Here is a 24,222-nt window from a genome sequence, read left to right on the forward strand (position 1 = left end):
CGCAGACACCTATTGAATGTATGTCCTGGTCTCACCCTGCATCCTCGACCCCTCTCTGAGGGCCGAGGGGATCACAAAACCGTCCGACCGTGCGGCGTTCGAGCGGGCCCTGGAGCGGTGCCGGCGCTTCTCGATCGAGGTCGTCCCCCTCCCCTGCCCGGAGACCGCCTATCTCGGCCGGCCGCGCCCGCCCGCGACCTTTGTCGAGCGCCTGGACACCCCGGCCTTCCGCGCCCTCCTCGACCTGATGGAAGAAGAGGTGAGGGCAACGATCCGCGCACGGGGACCGCCGCTCTGCATCATCGGCGTCGATTCCTCGCCGGCCTGCGGGGTGAACCGGACATGGCTGGACGAGCGGGTGCCGGGCCGGGGGGCATTCCTCGCCCGGTTCCCGGAGATCAGGGCGGTCGACGTCTGCACCTTCGCCCGGTACCGGGTGTACCTCGCCGCCCCGCTCTTCTCCGGGGCCGAACGCGCCTTCAACCTGGAGGTGCGCGACCTTCTTGAGGCGGCGCTCTACGACGTCCATCTCCCGCAGGAGGTCGGGGACAACGACGCCGCACGGAGCGCCGGGGACGGGCGGGCGATCTTCGAGCACAATCTCGAGGCCCTGAACAGGGTCGATATCGTCGTCGCCGTCATCGACGGGGCCGACGCCGATTCGGGGACGGCGTGGGAGATGGGATATGCGTACGCCCGCGGCATCCCGGTCGTCGCCCTGCGGACCGACTTCCGCCGGGTCGGGGAGGCCGAGGCGGTCAACCTGATGCTCGAAGCCTCGTCGACCGTTGTTGAGCGCTCCTCCGACCTGCCGGGGGCGATCGCCGCCGCCCTCTCCTCAAAACAGGGCGAAGATCCTGGCACGCTCTGAGAGCGCCACCGCATAGGAGCCCCCGGTAAGAGAGACCTCGTCCAGGCCTTTGACCCTCTGCAATGCCTCGGCATAGGCGGAGAGCGCACGCTTCGCACACGCCTCCCGCTCGATCATCCGCTCGCCGGCGGCGATGAGTTCGGCGGCGACCGGGTCGTCGACCGCCGGGGGCGCGGCCTCTTCTTCTGCCGTCCGCAGGTCGCGCTCGCGCTCGTATGCGGGCTCTGCCGGGGCGAGGCGCACCGCTTCCCGCGCCGCCGCCGCCGCACCGGCAGGATCCCCGAGTGCCGCCCGCACCCCGGCCAGGCGGTGCCAGAGCGTCGGGTCTCCGGGCGCATACCTGACGGCCTGGTCAAAGAGGGAGGCGGCACGTTCTGGATTGCCGGCGTCGGCGGCGATCACACCCATATTCCTGAGCACCCGCGCCCGCACCGGGGACGGCGGGGTCGCCTTGAGGGCCCGGCGGTAACAGGTTTCTGCCTCCCCGGAAAAGCCGAGATCGGCGAGGATCGTCCCTGCCCCGAGATAGTAGAGCGCCCGGCCACCGCCCTGCGCCGGGAGATCGCCTGAGCGGTCGATCGCATCGAGGACCGCACCGTCGGCAACGGCATCCCGAACGATGGGGTAGAGGACGAGGGCGAGGTCCATCCGCCCCTCAAGGGCGGCGGCGATGCCCTGCCCGATCAGCCGGCGCCCTTCCTCCCCGCCGGCGAGCAGGCCGAGGTGGATGAGGGAGAAGACGTCTCCGGGCCGCTCGGCACGCACCATGCCGAAGTACTCCCTGGCCGCATCGGCCGAGCCGTACAGCCGGTGGGCGATGGCGATGTTCCTGAGGAGATCGAGGTCCCGGCTGATCGCGAGGGCGTCCCCGAAGCAGGCGATGGCGCGGTCGAACTGGAAGGCCTGGAGCAGGGCCGCACCCTTGCCGAAGAAGTCCAGGTAGCGCCGCCGCTCCTCGACGGCGGCAAGCCCGGCCAGATCGAAGGAGCCGTCGGCCCTGGCGTACTGGTCCATCGAGAAGAGGCGCGCCATTGCGGCGTCCATCGCCTCCCCTTCACCCTCTCCTTCGAGGATGCGGGTGAGCAGAGCATATTCCTCCTCAAACCTCCCGGTCCTCCTGAAAGAGGAGGCGATCGCCCAGAAGAGCGACCTGGCCTTCTCAGGAGAGAGGCGGTCGGCCGCCGCCACCGCCGAGGCGATCAGGTCGGCTGCACGACCGGCATTGCCCTGCAAATAAAGTGCTTCCGAGAGGCTCTTCTCCCCGAGGGCGACGAGGTAGGGATCGGCGCCCGGCATGGCCTTCCTGATCGCGAGGGCGCGTTCGGCGCAGTCGCCGGCACGGGCGTAGTCACCCTCCTCCCTGAAGAGGACGGCGAGGTTCTCATAGCAGGCGTGGTGGAGGGCCGCCCCGTCCGCGTGCAGGATCGTATAGGCATAGACGGTCTTTGCCTCCTCGATAAAACCGCGTTTTACAAGCCCGGCCGCCTCCTCGAGGAGGGTCTCATAGTCGTCGAAGATCGCCACGAACCGGTCCAGCGTCTCCTCGTCGAGGCTGAACGGATAGACCGCATTCAGGATCGCCGTCTGTTCGTCGTAGGCTTTTCCGGCGAACCAGGAGAAGGCGATGATCATTCCTGCATCGTTGATGAAACGCTCGAAGGTTCCGGCGTCCCCGGGCGGGATCGCTCCGCCGAGGAGGTTTTTCAGGTTCTCGACGGCGAAGGAGGTGATCTCAAGGTCGGCCGGGCTTATCTGCGCACCCGAAAGGTCCCGCAGATAGGGCGCCTCAAAGTAGAGGTCAGGATACCGGATCTCCGCCATCACCACCCTCTTCTCCATCCGTTCCCAGGCCGAGCGTGACGGCCCCTCGCCGGCGGCGATCGGCGGGGCAAGATAACCGTCTTCCGCCGGCGTGCACAGCATCGTCTCAACAAGCCGCGCTCCACGGAGATCGCCCGCATCCAGAAAGCCGAGATACCGCCGCCAGAGATATGCGTCCCTCCCGGCGCCGAAAAGATCAGGGCAGTCTTCGGCAAGGGCGCCGGCAAGCGCCGTCCTGACCGCATCCTTCGCCCGGTCGTCAGAAAAACCTGCAGCTGCAGAATAGGCCGCAAAACCCGGGTCTCTCGCCCTTCGTATCAGAAAGAGATGCAGGAGGGCGGCGTCCCGGGGAGCGGCGTCGCGACGCATCCACCGGTCGATCCAGAATGATTCCCAGAAAAAATTCAGTGCAACGGTTGTATCCATCTCGTCGTACCTCTCCCGGCTAAGAAGATGATACCTGCGGCGTGATACTCCTGTTGATCCGGTCGCCATACAGGAAGGAAAAAAGGGCTCTTGAGTCCTGTGCGTGGGCGGCCGCGACGCCTTCGCCCGACCTCCCCGGACGACCGACCGCTATCAGGGGTGGACCTGCGGGATGGGACCGGGCAGGGAGTTTCCCGCGTGAAAGAGCGAAGAACAAAAAAATGGCGCTGTTGAAACCCTCGTGCCGGGTTTGATAGCTCTCCTGTAATCGCAGGGAGGGGTGCGGATCCCCCGCCTTCCCCATACTGCCTGCCGGGGGTTTCACCCCATTGGAGCCGATGGGCCCCGGGAAGAGCGAACAGGACGTGCGGGGGCCATATCCCCACCTATCCTGCGCGGGGGTCCGGGGGCAGCAGTCCCCCGGTTCAAGCATGCCAGAATAGGATTTACCATGAAAAACATTTCATGGGGTATGCTTGCGTCCCCTTCCCGGACTCATGCCCAATTCTACAAAGCAAAAAAAATGTACAAAGGGTGAAACCTTTCCAGGGACGCCAGGTTCGCGCCCCCAGAACCTCTTCTGAGTGAGGTGTACGTGAATGTGCACAGGATGGGAGGATGCCGGCCTCCCGCCGGAAGAATGAATGTTGACGCGTTTTGAGAGGTGAAATATCCAGGCACCCACGCGTGCTGGTGTGTGCCGCTTGAGTTAGGTGATGTGCGGGTGCCTGCTGGTGTTCCTGTCGATTGCGCCCCGTCCGAGATTTCCCCACTTCGGATGGGACGTCGGCGATCATATGTTGAATGTTCAGATATATAAATGTATCACGTATTGCATGGCATTGACGCTATCACCAATGCAGAGCATGATGCCGGTCATGTCCGAAACCGATAAGTACTGGCCAGTATCACTCTGATCAGATATGAGGCCCTATCCTGAGGAGATCACTAAAATTATCGCCCGATTAAAGGCGAATCCCCGCGGGATGTCGGTCACCGATCTGTCCAGAGACCTCGCGATCAACAGGAATACGACCTCCCGATACCTCGACATGCTCCTCATCGCCGGCGAGGTGGAGATGCGGACCTACGGCAAGGCAAAGGTCTTCTACCCCTCGCAGCGGGTGCCCCTCTCGGCCATGATCAACTTCTCCTCAGACGGCGTGGCGATCCTGGACCGCACCCTCACCGTCGTCCAGGCAAACGACCGCATCCTCGAGATCGTCCGCGCCGGCCGGGACGACGTCATCGGAAAACCGATCGGGGAATCGCGCCTCTCGGCCTTTGATCACCCCCTGATCAGGGCGCGGATCGAAGACGCCCTCGGGGGCGACGACGTGGTCGAGGAGGTGAGGTTCCTCAGGACCGGGGGGGAACTCTACTTCAGAATGAAGATCCTGCCCACCGCCTTCAACGACGGCAGCCCCGGGATCACCATCATCCTCGAGGACATCACCAGCCAGAAACTCGCAGAGGAGGCGCTGCGCGCAGAGGAGGCAAAGTTCAGGGCGCTCGTCGAGGACATCAACGACATCATCTGGAATGTCGACGACGACTGGACCTTCTCCTATGTGAGCCCGAAGAGTTTCGATCTTCTGGGCTACGCCCCGGACGAGATGGTCGGGCGTTCTCTCCTCGATTTCGTCCCGGCCCCCGAACAGGAGCGGCTCTCAGAACGCCTCGCCGGACTCCTCGACCGGCCATTCTCCCTCCTCCCCATCCCCCTGCTTCACCGGAGCGGGAAGAGCCTCGTTTTTGAAGCGAGCGGGACCCCGGACTTCGACGAGATCGGGGATTTCGGTGGCTATCGCATGGTCGCAAGGGACGTCACCGAACGGCACCAGGCAGAGCGCCGGGTGCGGGGCTGGAAATCGTTTCTCCACTGCATCGTCCAGAACATCCCGGACATGGTCTTTGTCAGGGAGATCGCAGGCGGAAAGTATGTCTTTTTCAACCGTGCGGCAGAGGCGTTCGTCGGTGGGGCACCCGGGCGTCTCGCCGGAAAAGAGGAGGGCGAGATCTTCGGGCCCGATCTCGTCCCCCTCATCACCTGCGGCGAGGCGGAGATGCTCCTGAAGCAGATCCCGGTTGAATGCCCTGCAATGCCGGTCGTCTTCCAGAACGGGGAGACGCACCACCTGCAGACGAAAAAGATCCCGATCGCCGGGGATAGGGGCGAGATGAAATATGTCCTCACCATCGTGCGCGACATCACCGACCATGTCCGCGCCGACGCCCTCCTCGCGGACCAGCGCGACCTTGCAGAGGCCCTCGGTTCGGCCTCAGACCTCAGAGCGGCCCTCTCCATCTGCCTTGATGCGGCGATGCAGGCCGCAGGCGTGGACGCCGCCGCCGTCTACGCCGTCAGGGAAGAGGGGCGCCTCGAGCGCGTGGCGGCGTTCGGGCTCTCCGCAGAAGCCGCCGCCCGGGCAGAGCAGATCGACGGGGATGAGGCCGGGGCGCTCATCGGGGGCAGAGCCGCCGCCTTCCCGGGAGACGAGGACCTGCGCGGCACCGTCACGTTCACCATCGTCCACGGGGGGATGCCGGTCGCCGTTCTCGTCGCCGGGTCCCGCCTCACCGGCCTGATACCCGCGGCCGGCGTCCAGGCCCTCGAGACGATCGCCGCCCAGGCGGCAAACGTGGCCGGGCGCATCCTCGCCCAGGAGAGCGTCAGGATCGAGCGTGACCGGGCCGAGCGCTACCTCGACGTCGCCGGGGTGATGATCGCAGGGATCAGGACGGACGGGACGATCGAACGGATGAACCTGACCGGGTGCCTCGCCCTCGGCTACGCCGAGACCGATCTCGTCGGGAAAAACTGGTTCAAAACACTCGTCCCGGCCCGCCTCAGGCCGCGCCTTGAGGCAAACTTCAGGCGGCTGATGGAAGGGGCGTCCCCCACGCCCGGAGAGGAGAAAGGCTCCCTCCTTGCACGGGACGGCTGCGAGATCGGCGTGCTCTGGCGCAACACCATCGTGCGTGACCATGACGGCCGGATCACCGGCCTCGTCACCTCGGGCCTCATCTCAGGGCCGCCGGCGGAAGATGTTTATTAAGGGGCCGGTGACTCTTCTCACCATGACGCGACCTGACGCCCCCCTCCATCTGTCGCCCGGCGAGGAAATGAAGCAGAACGAGTTTTTCGCCTCGCCCAGGGTCCCGCGGCGGCTCGAACGGCTGATCGAGGAGTATATCGAAAAGAAGACCGGGAAGACCTGGAACGACCCGGTCGTTCTCGAGCGGATCCGCTCGGCGGTCGTCGCCCAGAAATGGGGCTACTGGGCGAGAGGGCGCCGGAGAAAGATCTCCTATGCGAAGGGCTACGACGTACTCGCCTACCTTGCCTACCAGTTCCCGGTCTACCTCGTCCAGTCAGAGCTCCTCCTCCACGGCCTCGTCGCCGACGGACTCATCCCCAGAACCATGCGGGTGCTGGACGCCGGGTGCGGCCCCGGCGTCATCTCGCTTGCAATCGCCGATTATCTGGGGAGGGTGAAGGGCGCAACGGCCCGGATCGACGCCATCGACATTTCCGAGGAGAACATCGAGGCCTATATGGCGCTGGTGCCTCCGGCCGCGGAGAAGAAAGGGCTCGTCACCGTCGGGCGCCCGGTGGCAGGCGACCTCCTCGACCCCCCGGCAGGAACCCTGCAGGGGCCCTACGACCTGATCGTCTTCTCCAACGTCCTCAACGAGATCCCTGGCCGCGGCCCGGAGGAGAAGGCGGCGATGGTCGCCAGGTTCGGGGAGAGGCTTGCGCCTGACGGCACCATCCTCATCGTCGAGCCCGCAGAGAAGGACGCCTCCACCGCCCTGCGCGAGGTGCAGCGCGCCCTCGTCGATGCCGGCCTTTCGGTCTACGCCCCCTGCACGCACCTCTGGGGCGAGCCCTGCCGCCCCGACCGGTGCTGGACCTTCACCACAGGCCCGGAGGTGCGGCCGCCGCGGCTGATGGAGGCCCTGGTCGCCGCCGGCGAGGAGGGCTACCGCTACCGCAACACCGACATCAAGTTCTCCCATCTCGTGCTGCGGAAGGACGGGTTCACCCGCGAAGGCTACCGCATCGGCAAGAACCTGAAGGCCGCCCGTCTCGGCGCTCTCGCCGACCATGTCGAAAAAAGGATCCACCTCTGCGCCGCCAGGATGTCGGCCGATATCGGCGAACCCGGGCGGCACGTGGTGAAGATCTGCGACGGGACCCCGAAAAAGCCGGTCTATGCGGTCCTGCCCGAATATTCCCGGAACGAGGGGAACGAACCGCTTCTGAGCGGCCCATACGGTGAGATCCTGATCATCAGGAATGCGACGGTCAGGTACAACCGGGAGGCAGACACCTACTCGGTGATCATCGGCAGGAAGACGACCGTGGCCCGGGCCGGCCGGGAGTGCGGGGCGTGATCCCGCATATGTGGCGGATTTCCGCCCTCCTGATCCTCCTGATCGTCTCGGCCGGCTTCATGGTCTCCTCGACGGTGCGGTGGGCCGATGACGGGGAGGAGACGGCCGAGACAATCTACCAGGTCTCGACGATCGGCGCCCTTCTCGAAGGCGTCTATGACGGCGTCGAGGAGTTCGGCGCACTCACCGACCGCGGCGACACCGGCATCGGCACGCCCGAGGGTCTCGACGGCGAGATCGTCATCCTGGACGGAGAGGTCTGGCAGATCCGCGGCGACGGAGCGGTCAGCCAGATCGACCTCGCCACCAGGACGGCCTTTGCGGCGGTCACCGTCTTCGACGAAGACATCGCCTTCGACCTCGACGGCCCCGTCTCCCTCGCAGACCTGGAGGCGGCGATCGAAGACGCCCTGCCCTCCCCCAACCACCCGGTCGCCGTCATCGTGAAAGGCCGGTTTGCAAACCTCACCACCCGGAGCGTGGACGCGCAGACCAGACCCTACCCGCCCCTGGTCGAGGTGACCGCCTCGCAGCACCTCTTCACCTTCGACCGGACCGAGGGCACCCTGGTCGGCTTTTACCTCCCGCAGTATATGGCCGGGGTCAATGTCGTCGGGTTCCACCTCCACTACCTCTCAGACGACCGCACCGGCGGCGGCCATCTCCTCGACTGCACGGCAGATCAGGTCAGGGTGGCCCTCGACATCACGCCCAACCTCAGGCTCTCGCTCCCCGAGGCCGGAGGTTTTGCCGCGGCCGACCTCTCGGGCGACCGCTCGGGCGAGGTAAACGCCGCAGAACGCGGGAGAACGACCGGCTGAGCCCGGCCGTCACCCTTCCGCGGACTCGTCGAGATCGACCACCTCGTCGACGAAGGTGGTGAGCTGCGTCAGGAGAAGCGGGTCAAGCCCCTTCTCGACGGCGAGAAAAATGCCTGAAACATCGAGAATTTTTAAACGGCTCGAAACGAAGTGAATGAACTTCGAGATGTTCACCGACGAGAGATAGATGAGCATCGTCGAGACCGAATCAAAGACGACAAAGATGTTCTGCCCCTCCATCTCCTTGAGGGTCTGGGTGATGGCGATGCCCATGTCGGTGAGGTTCTCAGGGCTGTTGACGAAAAGGGCGTTTGCAGCGTCTTCGGGCACCTTCCCGATGGCATAGCGCGTGATGGCATCGACGAAATGGACCTTCGAGAGATCGATCCCATCCCGATCATAGAGTTTTCTCAGGATCAGATATGGCTGATTTGTGGTGATGACGATGGCGGCATTGCCATGGGCGGTGATCTCCCTGACAATAGCGAGATTCGCCTGTTTCATCGTCTGTGCTGAGGAAAGGAGCAGGCAGAGTTTTTTGTCATCAGACCCATTCAGGGAGAACTTCATGCACCATCACCGCGTCAGGAGGTCTCTGTACGACTCCGGAATATCCTTCTGTTCATCGATGACACCCTGGTTCAGTTCCCTCAGCGTGGCAAGGATCTTCTCGGCATGGCTGATCTGGACCTGCAGAGTGGCTAAAACCTCTTCCTTTTCCATCTCGTCGGCCTCGATGCCGCGGCCGATCTCACCAAGGTTCTCGCGGATCACGCTCATCGGCGTCTTGATCCGCAGCCCGACCTCAGAGACGAAGCTGAGAAGGGCGTTATGCTTCATCTCCCGTTCGGCGGCGAGAAAGTCTTTTGATTCTGAGAGGGATCCGATCACAAAGGCGACCACGACGAACATCGCCGCCCGAACGAGGGCCACTGGCTCGAAGACAAAACCCATCGTGAAATATTCGACGGCGATGTGCATCGCCCCGAGGAGCAGGGCGATCACGACGGCTTTTTTATAGTACCAGGTCCCGGCGATGACGATCGGGAGATAGAAGATGTGGGTGAAGGCCACTGCGATATTCAGGTAGGCATGGACGAGCACCTCAAGGGTGACACAGACGGCGACCAGACCGATAACCACGGCAGGTTTGATCCACGGGTGGCGCCCGGCGATATTATGCATCTTCATCTCCATCCTCCTGCTTGCTGGATAGGGCTAAGATCTCATTCTTTATTCTGATAAATCTACCCAAATAGATATGTCCCACTCCACTCATCGAAACGGTCGAATTTCTGGAAAATACGCCAGCATTGCCCGGTCCGTCTCGCAAGCGCCGGTTTTCGTTCGCACCCGATCTTAAGGCCCCTCAAGTCCTTCTTTTCCAGAAGAATCCCAAATGCCGTCGGGATGGAGAGATGGCCTTTGCGGCGTCTAAACGGTCAAAAATCAGAATACACCCCGAACATCAGCGATTGCCGTATCGGGGTGACATTTCACGCATGAAGGGAATAGTAGAAATATAACGAATTCCAATCTTTGTGTTCGATGAAAAAGAATATCGGGAGAGTCCTCGGGCCGCTTGTATTTTTGGCCCTGGTGTTCGCCCCCATCACTGAGAGCGTGATGCCGACATCGGCCAGATATGTGGCGGCGGTCACGCTCCTGATGATCATCTGGTGGATCACCGAGGCAATTCCCCTTGAAGCGACGGCCCTTCTGCCGGTAGTGCTCTTCCCTGCCCTTGGCGTCCTCAGCGCCACGCAGGCGACGGCACCCTATGCCGACAAGGTCATCTTCCTGTTTATGGGCGGTTTCATCATCGCCATGTCGATGCAGCGGTGGGGGCTCCACCGGCGTATCGCGCTGAATATCATCAACATCGTGGGTACAAGCCCGAAACGGCTGATCCTGGGCTTCATGATCGCCACGGCATTCCTCTCCATGTGGATCTCCAATACGGCAACGGCGATGATGATGATCCCGATCGCCATCGCGATCATCACTACCATCATCCCCAACGCCAGCACACTCCTCAAGGATATGACCCACGAACAGCGCGATTTCTCCGAGGCGCTGGTCATTTCCATCGCCTATGCGGCGAACATCGGCGGGATTGCAACCCTCATCGGCACGCCGCCGAACGGGATCTTTGCCGCCCAGATGAAGACCCTCTTCCCGGCCGCCCCGCCCATCGACTTTTTCTCGTGGATGAAGTTCGGGGTTCCGCTTGCGGCGATCCTGCTCGTGCTCGCCTGGATCTGGCTCACCTACGGGTCGTACCGCCACCTTCCCACGAAGATCGCCCATGCAAAGGATATCATCGCCCACCAGATCGAGAACCTCGGGCCGATGACGCGGGGGGAGCGGTGGACCCTGATGATCTTCGTGCTCACCGCCTTCGCCTGGATCTTCGCGAAGACGAAGAACATCGAGGGGGTCGTCATCCCGGGCCTCGACGTGTTCTTCCCGGGGATCGACGACTCGGTGATCGCCATCGCAGGCGCCCTTCTCCTCTTCCTCCTCCCGGTGGACCGGGCAAAGGGGATCTATACGATGGACTGGGAATGGGCGGTGAAGATACCCTGGGGCATCCTCATCCTCTTCGGCGGTGGTCTCTGCCTCTCGGTCGCCTTCATCCAGAGCGGGCTTGCAAAGCTGATCGTCGACCAGATCGCCATGTTCGGCGGACTGCCGATCGTCGTTCTCGTGCTGCTCGTGGCGATCGGGATCTCCCTCCTGACCGAGGTGACCTCGAACACCGCCATCGCATCCCTGATGATGCCGATCATGGCGGTGACCGCCGTCTCGATGAACATGAGCCCGTACATGCTCATGCTCACGGCAGCGGTCTGCACCTCGCTGGCCTTCATGCTCCCGGTGGCGACGCCGCCGAACGCCGTCGCCTATGCCTCCGGGTATATCGACATGAAAGACCTGATGCGTTCAGGCTGGGTGCTGAACTTCATCGGCGTCGGTCTCTGGACCTTCTTCCTCTTCACCATCGTGATGTGGGCGCTCGGGTTCTCCCCGGCCCTCCCGGACTGGGCGACGATGCCGGTCAAGTGACGGCGACGTCGCCGGGGAACTGCACCACAATCTCCTTTTCTCCCCGGTAGGTCTGGACGGTCCCGGCAATACTCACGTTCAACCCTTTTTCCAGGCATATGCGGTCCGAGACCCGCGCAGGGATAAAGACGGTCGCTCCCCCGACCGTCACCGAGAGGTGACCGCCGGTGAGGTGGCGGAGGCCGTCCACCGTCCCGCGCACGGCCACGAAGGTGCCGTCCTCGGCCTCCGGGGTCCATGGGGCGGCGAAGGTCGTACTCCCGGCGGCGGCAAGCGCCCCGTGTGCAGCAAGAAGAAGAAGCGAAATACCGACAAGGATAATCAAAGCGATTTTTTCCCGGCGATCAGGCATAGCATAATATTCAGCCTTTATTTATAAATGGGCGATACATTGATATGTTAACGTTGTTAATTGTATACTATGCACCACATGACCCTCCCACCTTCCTCCAGGAAGGTCCTGCTGATCCTGGGGGATGGGGGTGCGATGACGCACAAGGACCTGGTACGGACCTCCAGCCTTGCGCCCAGAACGGTCAGGTATGCGCTGAAAAAGCTGAAGGAGAACGACCTCATCATCGAGAAGTTCAACTTCAAGGATGCACGCCAGATCATCTATCTGTGTAAGCCCGGGCAGGCCGTCGAGGCAGCCTGAACCAGAAGGAGCCTTTCTTTTTCGGGGCCAGAGCCCTTTCATCACCGCCGGATCTTTCGCACCGCATAGAGCAGGGCGAACGCCAGCACGATCAGAGCGGCGCAGACGAGACGCACATCGGCCCCATTGCCACCCTCGCCGCCGGCGTTCCAGTCGGCATCGAATGCCGCCGCAAAGTAGCGCGCCGCATCCGGGTGAACGACGATCACGCCGGCTTCCCTGTTGAAATCAGGCGAGTTGTCGTTCCAGTTGATGCTCGAGATGAGCACGCTGCGATTGTCCACGACCACCCCTTTGGTGTGGACTTTCTCCAGGTCCGCGGCGGCAAGGTCGATGCACCGCGCCTCGACGGGCAGGGATTCAGAACGGGCAAGGGCGTTGATCCATGCCGCCTGCTCGTCATTGTCGTTCTCCCCCTCGACATTGAACCAGGAGGAGTCCAGGATAACCCGCACCGCAACGCCGCGGCGCGATGCGTTGATCGCCTCCGCGAGGAAACGGTTCGGCCCCCCGCCGGTGCTGTTCGTGATATAGGCCTGCTCGATGAGGAGGCGCTCCTCTGCACCGGCGATGAGGGCGAGGACGAGATCGCTCGTCTCGGGTGAGAGCACCGGCGTCACCGCCGCCCCTTCCACGGTGAGGGGTGCAAAGACCGGATCGTATGCGCTCCTCCCGGTTTCGCAGGGCGCACCCCCGGACGGCGCCGGCCCGATGTCGCCGCCGGTGCTGTCTGTTTCATAGACCGCCGAGAAGTAGCCGGCCACGCGGGCGTCCTGCACCCAGGCGCCCCAGCCGCGATTGCCCTTCAGCCCGGTCTCCGGGACCCCGCTCTCCTTGAAGTTCTCCGAGGTGACCAGCACGCTCGCCCCGTCGATCACGAGGTACTTCGCGTGGTCGAAACGGTACCTCGCATGGGCATCGCCCTGCGTCGTCATCACCCTGACAGGAATCCCGTTCCCGGTGAGATAGGAGACGACCGCCTTTTCTTCCGCCGAGATCCCGCCGACCGGCCCGCCCTCCAGGAGCACCGCCACCGCGACGCCGCGGCCGGCGGCCTCGACGAGCATCCGGGCGATCCCCGGGTGGGTGAACTCGTAGACGTTTGCGTCGATGCTCTGCCGCGCCGACCCGATCGCCCCTGAAAAGACCTCGTACGAACAGTCAGGGGAGACGAAGAGGGTGACGGTGACGCCCTCATACGTCGCCGGGGCAAAGTCCGACTGCCCGATCATCCTGGGGTGCGGGTCCCAGACCCCGTCCCGCAGGAAATGGACCTGCCCCTGGCGCGCCGCCACGTCCTCCGGCCACCGCACCTCCTGGACGACGGTGCGGCCCGCCATCAGGACCAGGCTGTCGCCGTCGTTCGCCATCCGCAGGTCGCCGAGGGCGGTCATGTCAGGGACCGCCGGATCGCTGCCGGCGATCTCGTAGTCCGGGGGCAGGCCGTGGACACGGGCATATGCGGCGGCGTCCCGCGCCACCACCACCCGGCCCGGCGAGACGGCGCCGGCCGGGAACCGCACGCTCCCCTCGCCGTCGGTGACCGTCACCCCGTCGAGGGGGCCGGCACCCTCCAGCACGAAATACTCGTCGGGATCGCCGGAGAGGTAGGGGTCGGGGCAGAACTCCACGATCTCAAACGCCCCCGCGGGCAGGGCGAGGAGGAAGACGAGGAGGACGAGGAGGCAGGGGCGGGGCATATCTGAGGGGTGCGCCCTCCTGATTTTTATAATGAGCCTGTCCACCCTCATCATGGACGGAGCGGTGGTCATAAAGATCGGGGGGAGCCTGACCGTCCGCGCCCGGTCGGTCGTGGAGGAGGTCCGCGCTTCAGGCCGCCGGGCGCTCATCGTCCCGGGCGGCGGCGGGTTTGCCGACGGCGTGCGGGCCCTCGACCCCCCGGCGACCGCCGCCCACTGGATGGCCGTCTGCGCGATGGAGGCCTACGGATGGTACCTCTCCTCCTTCGGGCTGCCGGCGACCGCGGACGTCGCCGTCCCGGCTGGCCCGACGGTCCTCCTCCCCTATACCGCCCTCAGGGCGGCCGATCCCCTCCCGCACTCCTGGGAGGTCACCTCAGACACGATCGCCGCATGGGTGGCGGATCGCCTGGACGTCCCCCTCGTCCTGGTCAAGTCGGTGGACGCCCTGAGGCGGGACGGGCAGAGAATGCATGACGTCAGGGAGCCTTTTTTCTGCGAGGAAGTCGATCCCTGCCTTCTGCCCTATCTCTTCGACCGCAAAATCCGGGCATGCGTGGTGAACGGCCGGGTTCCTGGAAGGGTATCCGCCCTCCTCGCCGGCGAGGATGTGCCGTGCACCCGTATCGGTACGCGACCTTAATTGCCGAGAACGATCAATCATTAATGACTCATAACCGGGGTTTATCCATGGCTATAGAAAAATGCACTTCCTGTAATGCGCCACTCGCGGAAAGCGGCGCGACTAAATTCTCCTGCCCGGCCTGCGGTGCCGAGATCAAGCGCTGCGTCCAGTGCCGGGAACAGAGCAATGTGTACATCTGCGGAAAATGCGGGTTCCAGGGGCCGTAAGAAATGGGTAAAGTCGCAGTCATCCTGAAACTGATGCCCGAATCTGCAGATGTTCCAATCGAGGAACTGGAAAAGAGGGTAAAAGAAACCGTTTCCGGGATCGATGAGATCAGGGCCGAACCGATCGGCTTCGGGCTCTCGGCACTGAAGGTCGCCGCCGTCATCGAGGACGAGGAAGGCGCCACCGACGCGCTCGAATCGAAACTCGCAGCAGTCGACGGCATTGCAACCGCACAGATCGTCGACGTCAACCGGATGATCTGAGTTCATCCATTTTTTCGAAGATGTTCCGGGTGAGTGCCCGGATCTTCTCGACCGACGCACCGAACGCCGCCAGTTCTGCGTCTTCTATCCTGATAGACACCGGAACGACGCCTTCCCTGTTGATCCTGGCCGGAACGCCGATACAGGTGTCGCCGATATCGTGGACCTCGCTCCTGACGTAGCTGGAGACCGTGAGGATCCGGTTCTCGTTGCCGATGATGGTCTGGACAAGCGTCGCGATCGCATCGCCCGGGCCGTAAACGGTCGCCCCGCTGTTTTTGATGATGAAGCTCCCGCTGTTTTTGACCCGGTCCACCATCTCGTCCATCGGCAGGTCTGAAAACGCCGGGAGGTTCGAGATCCTGATCCCGCCAATGGTGGTGGCCGACCAGAGGGGGACCATGCTCTCGCCGTGCTCGCCGATGATGCGGGTGTGCACTTCGCTCACATGGACCTGGAAATATCTGGCGATCAGCACCTTCAGCCGCATCGAATCGAGGTGGGTGCCGAGGCCGAAGACCTGCCGCGGCTCCATCCCGGAATACCGCAGGGCGACGGCGGTCATGACGTCCACCGGGTTCGTGATCATCAGGATGATCGCGTCCGGGGCATATTTTCCGATTTGTTCTGCGATCGGAGCGATGATCCGGGCATTTTCGAGGGCGAGGTCGGTTCTGTCCTGCCCCTCCTTTCTCGGAACGCCGGAGGTGACGACGATCACATCTGAACCTGCATAGTCGGCCGGCGAGGTGCTCCAGGTGATCTTCGTGCCGGTTCCCCGCGCCGCACAGGAGTCGGTGAGGTCGTGGGAGAGAGCCATAAGAGATTTTTCCCGGCCAGGACGTCCAGCAAGCATCACTTCATCGACATGCGGGATGCCTGAGATGGCATGGGACGCAAAAGAGCCAAGTCTTCCCGTGGCTCCGATAATCGTAACTTTAGACATAGAAATCAGTCATTGGGGACGGGTCTTTGGTCGACAGCACGTGCCTGCATTTGCCAGGGCATCCCTTCTCCACCCCGCACCCCCATGGGCGCCAAACGTCCACGGTAAGTCTGCTCCCTTCCGGGCCTGAACCGGTTTCCGCGGTGCCAGGTCTCCACCCCCTACGAGGCATCGATCCCTGTACGTCGACCTCATGGGACAAGGCTTCTCAGTCAGGACGCGCAAAGCGCCTGCAGATCGCCAGAGCCTTCCTCAGACTTCGCCCTCCGCATACCGGCGATTTCGGGTTACAGGTGACGCCGAACCACCCGGGCTAGTCCCCATATATACTGATACTCACGGGATAAATGCCTTCCCTCCCCCGCTCTTTTGCCACTGCGCAAGCGCCGCCTCGCAGGCCGCCCGGTCTTCTTTGCCGAAGAGGTCGAGTGCCGCAAGGCTCCGGTCGATCCCGGGGACCAGGGGGGGCAGGCGGGCGAAGTCGCCCTGGTAGACGATGAGGCGCTGGTCGCCTTCGGCCTCTGCGACGACGACGGGGTCGGTTCTCGATACGGGAAGGGCGGAGGGGGGCAGGGAGACGCTCTCGACGAGGAGAGACTCACGGTTTACGGCGATGTTCACGGCGGTCCAGAAAGCGGCCGGGCCGTAGGCGTCGTTGAATATGACGACCGGCGTCCCGGCAAGGGCGGCCGCAAGCCCGAGGGTGCCGGCGCCGCAGCAGGCGTCGATGAAGATCCGGGGGTTGTTCCGCCCGATCTCCCGCTCGACCGAGCGGATCTTCGGGTTGAAAGGCCGGGGAAACTCGATGTGCATCGTCGAGACCTCTTTGTAGACGACGATATCGCCGTAGGCCGTGGAGAAGACGTTTGCCTGGACGTCGCATCCGGCAAGGAGGGTGTGAGCGGCGGCGGCGCCGTCCGGGCCGATGCCCGGGGTGGCCGGCACGGTGCGCACCACGCCCTGCACGGCCGGCACGTCTTCGACGATCCGCTCTGCGGCGGCCCTGTCCGGGTGGGGGCTGAGGAGGACGAGGGAGTCTTCGGGGAGATGCGGCGGGGCGGCCATCGCAAACCCGGGGTTCGTGACCGGGACGCCGGCCGCCCGCAGGGGTTCGGTGCCGGCCAGGGCGCCCTCGTCCACGAGAATCAGGTATATGGCGGCGAAGACGTCGTCGATGAACTGCCGCCCGCAGGTGCAGGGCCCGCGGGGCTCAAAGCCCGGCGGCAGGGGGGCGGCCTTGTCGAGGTTTGTCCCGCGACAGGCGTCGCAGGGGGCGAAGACGTCGGGGAGAGAGGCGAGGACCGGACCGGCCTCGCCGATATGGTCTCTCCCGCAGACCGGACAGTGCATGAAGAGAGATCGGGGGAGAGGGGGGATAAAAGATGTGGCCGGTCAGGTCCCGTCGAAGTCGATGAGGCCGACGGACAAATCGCAAGGTTTATAGGGCAATGCACGGACTTTTTGGTAAAGTGACCATTATAAAAGACAGATATTCCAAATTGACCTCTCAGATGGCGATCGAAGGATCGATGTCGCCGAACCCTGCCGGGGCAGGAAGGCAGAACACCATACCTTATGCAGATCAATCAGTGTTAGCGCACGCTAACGAAAAGGTATGAGAAATGGCTCAACTGGAACATATCGAAGCAATCGAAAAACGGCTCTGGACCGCGGCGGATACCCTGCGGGCGAACTCGAACTATGCAAGCAACGAGTACTTCCTGCCGGTCATGGGCCTGATCTTTCTGCGGCACGCGTACAGCCGTTTCCTCGCGGTCAAGGACGATATTGAAGCACACCTCCCACAACGCGGCGGCAGGACCAGGGCGCTGACCAAGGAGGACTTCTCCCGGAAGAGCGCCATCTTCCTGCAGCCCATGGCGCAGTTCGACCACCTGGTCTCTCTCACGGACAGCGACGATCGCGCCAGGGCGATCATCGATGCGATGGAGTCTATCGAAGGCGATTACGAGACCCTCAGGGGTGTTCTGCCCAAGAGCGAATACCAGGAGCTGGATAACGGTGTGCTCGGCCATCTCCTGCGCACGCTCAACCCCGACGAGCTCAGGCGTGTCTCGGGCGATGTGTTCGGCCGCATCTACGAGTACTTCCTCACCCAGTTCGCCGACCAGAAGGCCCATGATGCCGGCGAGTTTTTCACGCCGGTCTCGCTGGTCTCGCTCATCGCCAACATCCTCGAACCCGAAGGCGGCACCGTCCTGGACCCGGCCTGCGGTTCAGGCGGCATGTTTGTCCAGAGCGCCCGGTTCGTCGAGCGCCGCCACGAAAACCCGGTGGATAAACTCACCTTCTACGGGCTGGAGAAGAACGCCACCACCATCCGCCTGGCGAAGATGAACCTGGCCGTCCACGGGCTGGAGGGTGATATCCAGAAGGCAATCACCTACTACGAAGACCCCCACGAACTGGCGGGCAGGGCCGACTTCGTGATGGCCAATCCCCCGTTCAACGTCGATGAGATCGACGCGGACAGGGTCAAGAGAGACCCCCGCCTCCCATTCGGGCTGCCGGGGGTCAACAAGAAGGGCAAGGTCTCGAACGGCAACTACGTCTGGATCAGCTACTTCTACAGTTACTTAAACGAGCACGGGCGGGCGGGTTTTGTCATGTCCTCCCAGGCCTCAAGCGCCGGGCACGCGGAGGCCGCGGTCAGGCAGGAACTGATCGAGACCGGCGATGTGGAGATCATGGTCGCGATCCGCTCCAACTTCTTCTACACCCGTTCGGTGCCGTGCGAGCTCTGGTTCCTCAACCGCGCCAAACCGGAGGAGCACCGCGATGCGGTGCTGATGATCGATGCGCGGAATATCTACCGCAAGGTCACCCGCAAGATCTACGATTTTTCGCCGGAGCAGGAGCAGAACATTCTGGCCATCGTCTGGCTCTATCGCGGTGAGACCGGGGAATACCTGGATCTCGTGGCCAGGTACTGCCGGCGGGTGCTGGATGAAGGGGAAGGCTGTTTTGCCGCCCGGGAAGATGACGGCGAATCGATCGAGCCGCTGCCGTCGTTCATCGCTTCTCTGTCGGCGCTGCGCGAGGCGATGGGGCCGTTTCTGGCGATCTTGCCCGCAGATAACCCCCATGCCGGGGTGCTCGGGGATTTCGACGAGGCCGATCGTGCATTCAGGGCCGATGTTGAAGAATTCCAGGAGGTGGTGTCCGACCAGCGGGCAGCGTGGAAAGAGCAGAAGACCACCAACGGCGACCTCAAGAAGGCGGTGGACCGTCTCGCCCCGCTGGCTGAGTCCGGCCGCGACCTGGTCAGGCAGAGCGACCTGCTCTACAAACTTGCATGCCGCCTCATCGAGACCTGCGAGAGCGCGGCCGACGCCCGCGCCGGCCGCGAGGTCGCCCGCGCCCGGAAGGCCGCGGACGAGGCGCGGCAGGGGGCCGTGGAGCACCTCAAGCAGGTGCGCTACTTCTGGCGGCAGGCGAGCTGGCTGACCGAACGCTTCCCGGAGGCGACGTTCCGCGATGTGGAGGGGCTGGTCAGACTGGTGGACCGGGCAGAGATCGAGGCGAACGACTGGTCGCTCACGCCCGGACGCTACGTGGGTGTCGCCCCGGAGGAGGAGGACGAGGACTTCGACTTCGAGGAGGCGCTCCGCGAGATCCACGCGGAGCTGGAGGATCTCAACGCCGAGGCGGTGCACCTGGCGGCGACGATCAGGAGGAACTTCGAGGAGCTGGGGATATGAAGATGGCATCAGATGGCCCTGACGCTGACGGGGAGAGGAGAGCACTGGGAAGAATCAAGGAAAATGCTTCTTTTCCCGCACCGATAGGCAAAAACGTCCTGCCTGCGGACTATGCCGGGGTACTCGAAGACATTAAAGAACGAATTTGGTCGGAGCGGCTGAGAGTCACCCTTGCGGCCAATACGGCCATGATTCTTTTGTACTGGGATATTGGAAGGATAATCCTGGAACGCCAGGAAAAAGAGGGATGGGGTGCGAAGGTTATCGATCGCCTGTCGCACGACCTCAAAACCGCCTTTCCTGATATGAAGGGATTTTCCCCCCGCAATCTGAAGTACATGCGTACCTTTTCCGGGTCCTGGTCTGACCGGGAATTTGTGCAACGCACCATTGCACGAATTCCGTGGCGCAGCAATATCGCTCTGCTCGATAAACTGAAAGATCCGGACGTGCGCCTATGGTATGCGCAAAAAACCATCGAAAACGGTTGGAGCCGGGAGATACTTGATATCCATATCGAGAACCGCCTGCATGAACGGCAGGGCAGGGCACTGAACAATTTTGAGCAGTCCCTCCCCCCTGCCGATTCGGATATGGCCGCACAGGTGTTTAAAGATCCGTATCTTTTCGATTTTCTGGGAACTGCCGATCCGAGGAAGGAGCGTGAAGTCGAGCGGGCCCTGGTGGACCACGTTCAGAGTTTTCTTCTTGAAATGGGAACCGGATTCGCGTATGTCGGCAGACAGGTTTTGCTGGAGGTAGGGGACCGCGATTTTTCTCTCGACCTGCTCTTTTACCACCTGAAACTGCGCTGTTTCGTGGTGGTCGAGTTGAAGGCCGTGCCGTTTGATCCGGCTTTTGTGGGACAACTCAACCTCTATCTCTCTGCCGTCGACGATCTGTTGCGGCATCCAGATGACAATGCAACCATCGGGCTGCTGCTCTGCAAGAACAAGGACAGGCTGGTCGTGGAGTACGCTCTCCGCGGATTGAGCAGCCCTATGGGGGTGGCAACCTGGGAGACGAGATTGACCGAGCGCCTGCCCGAAGACCTGAAAGGCAGCCTCCCCACGATTGAGGAGATCGAGGCGGAACTGAGGGATGAAGAGTGAGTCCGGCCGATTATGAGGGGTCCGGTGCCTTTACCTGCGTGACCGGCGATCGGTCGCATTCGCCCGGGCGGCGCACCGGGAAGTACCGCGACAGCGAAAAACTCCAACCACCGGTTGGAGAAACCGGCTGGAGCCACAATCTCATCATCATGTCGCGTCGCAAGGACCCGCCGGAGCGCTCCCTGATCGGCCGTGTCGAGGAGTTCCTGCGGGCGATGGGCGGGCTGTTCGCTTTCGTCGGCAGCCAGTTGCCCGGGGAGCTGAGGGGAGAACTCCCTGGCCCGGAGGAGATCTCGAGGCTGCTGGAGGGTGTGGGATGATGGTTGAGCAGGTTGAGAGGGCAGGCAGATCAGGGGCGGCGATGTTTGAGGGGGTAATGGTGTGATATGGAAGAAACAGAAACTCGAATCCATCGCATCTGATGAACCGTATTCGTTTGTTGGTGGTCCATCTGGCTCGAAACTTACGACACGTGACTACATCGATACAGGCATTCCCGTGATTCGAGGCTCCTATTTGAACAGCGGGAGATTCCTGGATATGTCCGATTTTGTGGCTTTGTAGAATCGGGCATGAGTCTGGGAGGGCGACTCAAGCATACCCCATGAAATGTTTTTCATGGTAAATCCTATTCTGGCGTGCTTGAACCGGGGGACTACGCCCCCGGACCCCCGCGCAGGATAGGTGGGGATATGGCCCCCCGCACGTCCTGTTCGCTCTTCCCGGGGCCCGTCCGCTCCAACGGGGTGAAACCTCCGGCGGCAGTATGGGGAAGGCGGGGGATCCGCGCTCTCTCCCTGCGATTACAGGAGATACGTCAAACTCGGTGTGTGGGATTCTACAAAGACGATTTTGTTTATTTCTCGGCATCAAAGGTCCGAAAGGCTCTATCGAGCAATCTGGCGAAGCCAGGAGATCTTGTATTTACCCAACGCGGCACTCTTGGTCAGGTGGCCTTGATCCCCAACAACATCCTCAAGGCGGAGAAGCTTCGCGTCGATCACTGGCGCGACAAGGAAGCCACCCGCGACGCCGTTCGACTTGTCATCCGCGATTTCCTCTGGAGCGAATCCACCGGCCTGCCGGTGAATCACTACACCGAAGACGACGTGAAGGCCAGGGCTGAGGATGTGTATCGTCATGTCTACCGCGCCTATCCAACGCTCCCGTCGCCGTTCTACGAAAAGAGCGCATCGGTATAATGCAACGGACGCGGGAAAGCCGCACCGGAGGAATCGGAAAGGGACGCCATCACCAGGGACTGGAGCGGCAATGCCTATAATCTGACACCTATCGGCCTCGCCGTAAGAGAGTCTCGATGCCTGACAGAAAACGGCGTTTCGTCCTCCAGAGCCCCAGACGGATTCCTCAAAAGAGAAAGGGGGGAACCTTCTCTCCCTTTCAATCGACCCGGATATACTCGTACTTGATCTCCCAGTACGAGGCGCTCAGCCCCTTATAGACCGTGAGCCCCACGTCGTAGGTGCCGTTCTCGGTGTAGACGTGGACCGGGTGCTGTTCTTCGGAGGTGCCGTTGTCGCCGAACTCCCACGCCCATGCGGTGATGTTCTTCACCGTGCTCAGATCGGTGAACTGGACGGCCAGAGGCGCGGCCCCGCTGGTGACGTCCGCCTCGAAGTCGGCGCTTTCCTCCTCCTCTTCCTCAAGAACGGCGATATAGTCAGGTTTTGTCACGGTGTAGGTGGCATTGGCCTCGTCGGTGACCGTGAGGCTGACCGTGTAGAGACCGGGCGTCCCGTAGGTGTAGACCGGGTGCTGCTCCTGTGAGGTGCCGCCGTCGCCGAGCTCCCACGCCCATGCAACGATCTTCTCGACGGTGCTCGTGTCGGTGAACCCGACGGTGAGCGGGGCGTAGCCTTCGGTGGGCTCGGCGGTGAAGTTCGCCTCAGGCACGACCGGCGCCGTCACGGTGACGTATCCCTCTTTTACGGCCGTCCATGTGCGGCCCTCGTCATCGGTGACGGCAAGGGAGACGTTGAAGACGCCGGGCGTATGGTAGGTGAAGAGCGGGGCTTCAAGGGTGCACATATAGCCATTGCCGAAGTCCCACCACCAGGCGGTGATGTTCTCGATCGCGCTCGTGTCGGTGAACCCGACGGTGAGCGGAGCGGTGCCGGCGAGGACGTCCGCTTCAAAATCCGCCCCGGGCTCATCCGGCGGGAACAGGGGCAGATCGATGGCGTGGATGACGCCGTTCGAGCACTCGATATCGGCGACGATCACCGTTGCATCGTTCACCATGAGGGTCTGGTTCGCCTCGTCCCAGGTGATCGCCACGGTCGGCCCGAGCAGCGTCTCGACCTCGTCCAGCGGGATCAGGTCAGCCGCCCGGTAGGTCTCCCCGGCGACATGGTAGAGGAGGATCCCGGTGAGCGCGACGGTGTCGTTGAGCATGGCATCGAGGAGATCAGGCGGAAGGGTCGCAATCGCCTCGTCCGTCGGTGCGAAGACGGTATAGGTGCCGGGGGCGTCGAGCGTCGCGTTGAGGCCGGTGAGATCGAGGGCGGTGACGAGCATGGTAAAGTTGCCGTCCGTTGCGGCCGTTTCATAGATGCTCATACCGTCCACGACGGTGATATAGTCCTCCCGCACCAGGGTGTCATCCGCGCCGGCATCGTCAGTGACCGTGAGCGAGACCGTGTAGGTACCGGGCTCCTCATACGTGTAGACCGGGTTCTGCTCTTCAGAAGTGGCGTTGTCGACGCCGAAGTCCCACCACCAGGCGGTGATGTTCTCGATCCCGCTCGTGTCGGTGAACCCGACGGTGAGCGGGGCAGGCCCTTCGGTGACATCGGCGGTGAAGTCCACCCCGTCGTCGGCGAAGTCGACCGTCATGTCGATGACATATTTGCTATTGCCGACGATGTAGTCAAAGGGGTCGCCGGTCCAGTTGCCCGGCGCGTTCATGGGTGCATAGATGAGCCGGATCCACTCGCCGTCCGAGAGGGATTTGAAGGTGGGATTGTTGGTGATATACTGTCCTCCGATATCGTAGAACCACCAGATATGGACCTCGCCGTCATCGGCCGGGCCTATCTGGATGTCGTTAACGCGGTAGACCAGGAGGCCCCAGTTCGCCTCCCAGACGCCATAGGTGAAGGTGTCCAGGGCGGAAGCGGCGTCGAGCGCCCCTAACGGGGTGTTGCGGCTGACGTCGAGTGGTATTCCGGTGTTGAGCGGGACGAGGGCAAACCTCCCGTCTGGATCGATCTCCACGGTGCCTTTCCAGATGACGGTCACCCCATCGGCTGCGGCCGCCATCGCTGCCGCGGTCTGGCCGTCCAGCGGCGCTGCACCGCCCATATACGCGGTCTCATCGGTGGGCTGCGCCCATGCAGGCGCGGCGACGAGCAGCAGGAGGAACAGAACCGCTCCTGCTGTGATTGTTCGATACATTTTTTATCACCTTCCCATTTCTGGCTGAAATCACGGAAAGGCCGGTGCAGGCCTCGATTGTGTTGTCATCTCCGCATGAACGGTCCCAGAACGGGGCGTTCAGGCGGTTCGTTGAAGATTTTCTCCCCTGTTTCCACGGCAATCC

Annotated in this window: 21 protein-coding genes and 1 other RNA gene; 13 read left to right on the forward strand and 9 right to left on the reverse strand. The window is 62.7% G+C overall.

The genetic code is table 11. The features are described from left to right. Positions 1-16 precede the first annotated feature (16 nt). Entirely contained in the window at positions 17-871 is an 855-nt protein-coding gene (locus HWN36_RS05500; protein ID WP_176788445.1) for a nucleoside 2-deoxyribosyltransferase, read from the forward strand. On the opposite strand, the gene HWN36_RS05505 is transcribed toward HWN36_RS05500, so the two are convergent. Beyond that, a complete protein-coding gene (locus HWN36_RS05505) occupies positions 839-3,118 on the reverse strand; it encodes a tetratricopeptide repeat protein (RefSeq protein WP_176788446.1) in 2,280 nt (759 codons plus the stop codon). The genes HWN36_RS05500 and HWN36_RS05505 overlap by 33 nt on opposite strands. A gap of 923 nt (positions 3,119-4,041) precedes the next feature. Between HWN36_RS05505 and HWN36_RS05510 the strand changes: the two genes are divergently transcribed. The 3 genes from HWN36_RS05510 to budA are packed head-to-tail and all read left to right on the forward strand — an operon-like array spanning position 4,042 to position 8,340. Next, entirely contained in the window at positions 4,042-6,177 is a 2,136-nt protein-coding gene (locus HWN36_RS05510; RefSeq protein ID WP_176788447.1) for a PAS domain S-box protein, read from the forward strand. Positions 6,178-6,199: 22 nt separating this feature from the next. After that, complete coding sequence (locus HWN36_RS05515) at positions 6,200-7,519, forward strand: small ribosomal subunit Rsm22 family protein (RefSeq protein ID WP_176788448.1); 1,320 nt, start codon at positions 6,200-6,202, stop codon at positions 7,517-7,519. An 8-nt stretch (positions 7,520-7,527) separates the two neighbouring features. After that, complete coding sequence (gene budA / locus HWN36_RS05520) at positions 7,528-8,340, forward strand: acetolactate decarboxylase (protein WP_176788449.1); 813 nt, start codon at positions 7,528-7,530, stop codon at positions 8,338-8,340. Positions 8,341-8,349: 9 nt separating this feature from the next. On the opposite strand, the gene HWN36_RS05525 is transcribed toward budA, so the two are convergent. Together HWN36_RS05525 and HWN36_RS05530 are read right to left on the reverse strand one after the other, a co-directional pair. Next, positions 8,350-8,910 carry a DUF7504 family protein gene (locus HWN36_RS05525; RefSeq protein WP_176788450.1) on the reverse strand — a complete coding sequence of 187 codons (561 nt, stop codon included), beginning with the start codon at positions 8,908-8,910 and terminating at the stop codon, positions 8,350-8,352. Positions 8,911-8,916: 6 nt separating this feature from the next. Further along, positions 8,917-9,531, reverse strand: a complete 615-nt coding sequence (locus HWN36_RS05530) for a DUF4118 domain-containing protein (protein WP_176788451.1) — start codon at positions 9,529-9,531, stop codon at positions 8,917-8,919. A 357-nt stretch (positions 9,532-9,888) separates the two neighbouring features. On the opposite strand from HWN36_RS05530, the gene HWN36_RS05535 reads away from it, so the two are divergent. Then, complete coding sequence (locus tag HWN36_RS05535) at positions 9,889-11,409, forward strand: SLC13 family permease (protein ID WP_176788452.1); 1,521 nt, start codon at positions 9,889-9,891, stop codon at positions 11,407-11,409. Here the strand turns inward: HWN36_RS05535 and HWN36_RS05540 are convergent. Next, positions 11,402-11,734 (reverse strand): hypothetical protein, encoded by a 333-nt coding sequence (locus HWN36_RS05540; RefSeq protein ID WP_176788453.1) that lies wholly within the window; start codon positions 11,732-11,734, stop codon positions 11,402-11,404. The genes HWN36_RS05535 and HWN36_RS05540 overlap by 8 nt on opposite strands. Positions 11,735-11,830: 96 nt before the next feature. Here HWN36_RS05540 and HWN36_RS05545 point away from each other — a divergent pair, with 96 nt between their 5' ends. Then, positions 11,831-12,064 carry a winged helix-turn-helix domain-containing protein gene (locus HWN36_RS05545; RefSeq protein ID WP_004037333.1) on the forward strand — a complete coding sequence of 78 codons (234 nt, stop codon included), beginning with the start codon at positions 11,831-11,833 and terminating at the stop codon, positions 12,062-12,064. A 41-nt stretch (positions 12,065-12,105) separates the two neighbouring features. Here the strand turns inward: HWN36_RS05545 and HWN36_RS05550 are convergent, their stop codons facing one another. Continuing rightward, a complete protein-coding gene (locus HWN36_RS05550; RefSeq protein ID WP_343044931.1) occupies positions 12,106-13,809 on the reverse strand; it encodes a phospholipase D-like domain-containing protein in 1,704 nt (567 codons plus the stop codon). Here HWN36_RS05550 and HWN36_RS05555 point away from each other — a divergent pair. From HWN36_RS05555 to HWN36_RS05565, 3 genes are read left to right on the forward strand one after another with little or no spacing between them, the layout of a single operon-like run. Continuing rightward, positions 13,796-14,407, forward strand: a complete 612-nt coding sequence (locus tag HWN36_RS05555) for an amino acid kinase family protein (RefSeq protein WP_176788454.1) — start codon at positions 13,796-13,798, stop codon at positions 14,405-14,407. The two genes, HWN36_RS05550 and HWN36_RS05555, sit on opposite strands and share 14 nt — an antisense overlap. A gap of 47 nt (positions 14,408-14,454) precedes the next feature. Then, complete coding sequence (locus tag HWN36_RS05560) at positions 14,455-14,616, forward strand: zinc finger domain-containing protein (protein WP_004037327.1); 162 nt, start codon at positions 14,455-14,457, stop codon at positions 14,614-14,616. 3 nt (positions 14,617-14,619) lie between these two features. Beyond that, entirely contained in the window at positions 14,620-14,880 is a 261-nt protein-coding gene (locus tag HWN36_RS05565; RefSeq protein ID WP_176788455.1) for an elongation factor 1-beta, read from the forward strand. Here HWN36_RS05565 and HWN36_RS05570 read toward each other — a convergent pair. The 3 genes from HWN36_RS05570 to HWN36_RS05580 form a co-directional block, all read right to left on the reverse strand. After that, positions 14,864-15,826 (reverse strand): malate dehydrogenase, encoded by a 963-nt coding sequence (locus HWN36_RS05570; protein ID WP_176788456.1) that lies wholly within the window; start codon positions 15,824-15,826, stop codon positions 14,864-14,866. The genes HWN36_RS05565 and HWN36_RS05570 overlap by 17 nt on opposite strands. Before the next feature lie 12 nt (positions 15,827-15,838). Further along, positions 15,839-16,150, reverse strand: an RNA gene (gene ffs, locus HWN36_RS05575) — signal recognition particle sRNA. A gap of 12 nt (positions 16,151-16,162) precedes the next feature. Continuing rightward, entirely contained in the window at positions 16,163-17,176 is a 1,014-nt protein-coding gene (locus HWN36_RS05580; protein WP_176788457.1) for a hypothetical protein, read from the reverse strand. Positions 17,177-17,448: 272 nt separating this feature from the next. Between HWN36_RS05580 and HWN36_RS05585 the strand changes: the two genes are divergently transcribed. The 4 genes from HWN36_RS05585 (at position 17,449) to HWN36_RS05600 (ending at position 21,862) form a co-directional block, all read left to right on the forward strand. Continuing rightward, positions 17,449-19,548: a class I SAM-dependent DNA methyltransferase gene (locus tag HWN36_RS05585; protein WP_176788458.1), complete on the forward strand. Its 2,100-nt coding sequence runs from the start codon at positions 17,449-17,451 to the stop codon at positions 19,546-19,548. After that, positions 19,545-20,660 carry a PDDEXK nuclease domain-containing protein gene (locus HWN36_RS05590; RefSeq protein WP_246269853.1) on the forward strand — a complete coding sequence of 372 codons (1,116 nt, stop codon included), beginning with the start codon at positions 19,545-19,547 and terminating at the stop codon, positions 20,658-20,660. The genes HWN36_RS05585 and HWN36_RS05590 overlap by 4 nt, the downstream gene beginning before the upstream one ends. Then, positions 20,657-20,980 (forward strand): hypothetical protein, encoded by a 324-nt coding sequence (locus HWN36_RS05595; protein ID WP_176787289.1) that lies wholly within the window; start codon positions 20,657-20,659, stop codon positions 20,978-20,980. The genes HWN36_RS05590 and HWN36_RS05595 overlap by 4 nt, the downstream gene beginning before the upstream one ends. Positions 20,981-21,490: 510 nt before the next feature. After that, positions 21,491-21,862: a hypothetical protein gene (locus HWN36_RS05600; protein WP_176787290.1), complete on the forward strand. Its 372-nt coding sequence runs from the start codon at positions 21,491-21,493 to the stop codon at positions 21,860-21,862. A 199-nt stretch (positions 21,863-22,061) separates the two neighbouring features. Here HWN36_RS05600 and HWN36_RS05605 read toward each other — a convergent pair whose 3' ends face one another. Then, complete coding sequence (locus tag HWN36_RS05605; protein WP_176788459.1) at positions 22,062-24,077, reverse strand: PKD domain-containing protein; 2,016 nt, start codon at positions 24,075-24,077, stop codon at positions 22,062-22,064. Between the last annotated feature and the right edge of the window lie 145 nt (positions 24,078-24,222).

The sequence above is a fragment of the Methanofollis tationis genome, assembly GCF_013377755.1.
Taxonomy (GTDB): domain Archaea; phylum Halobacteriota; class Methanomicrobia; order Methanomicrobiales; family Methanofollaceae; genus Methanofollis; species Methanofollis tationis.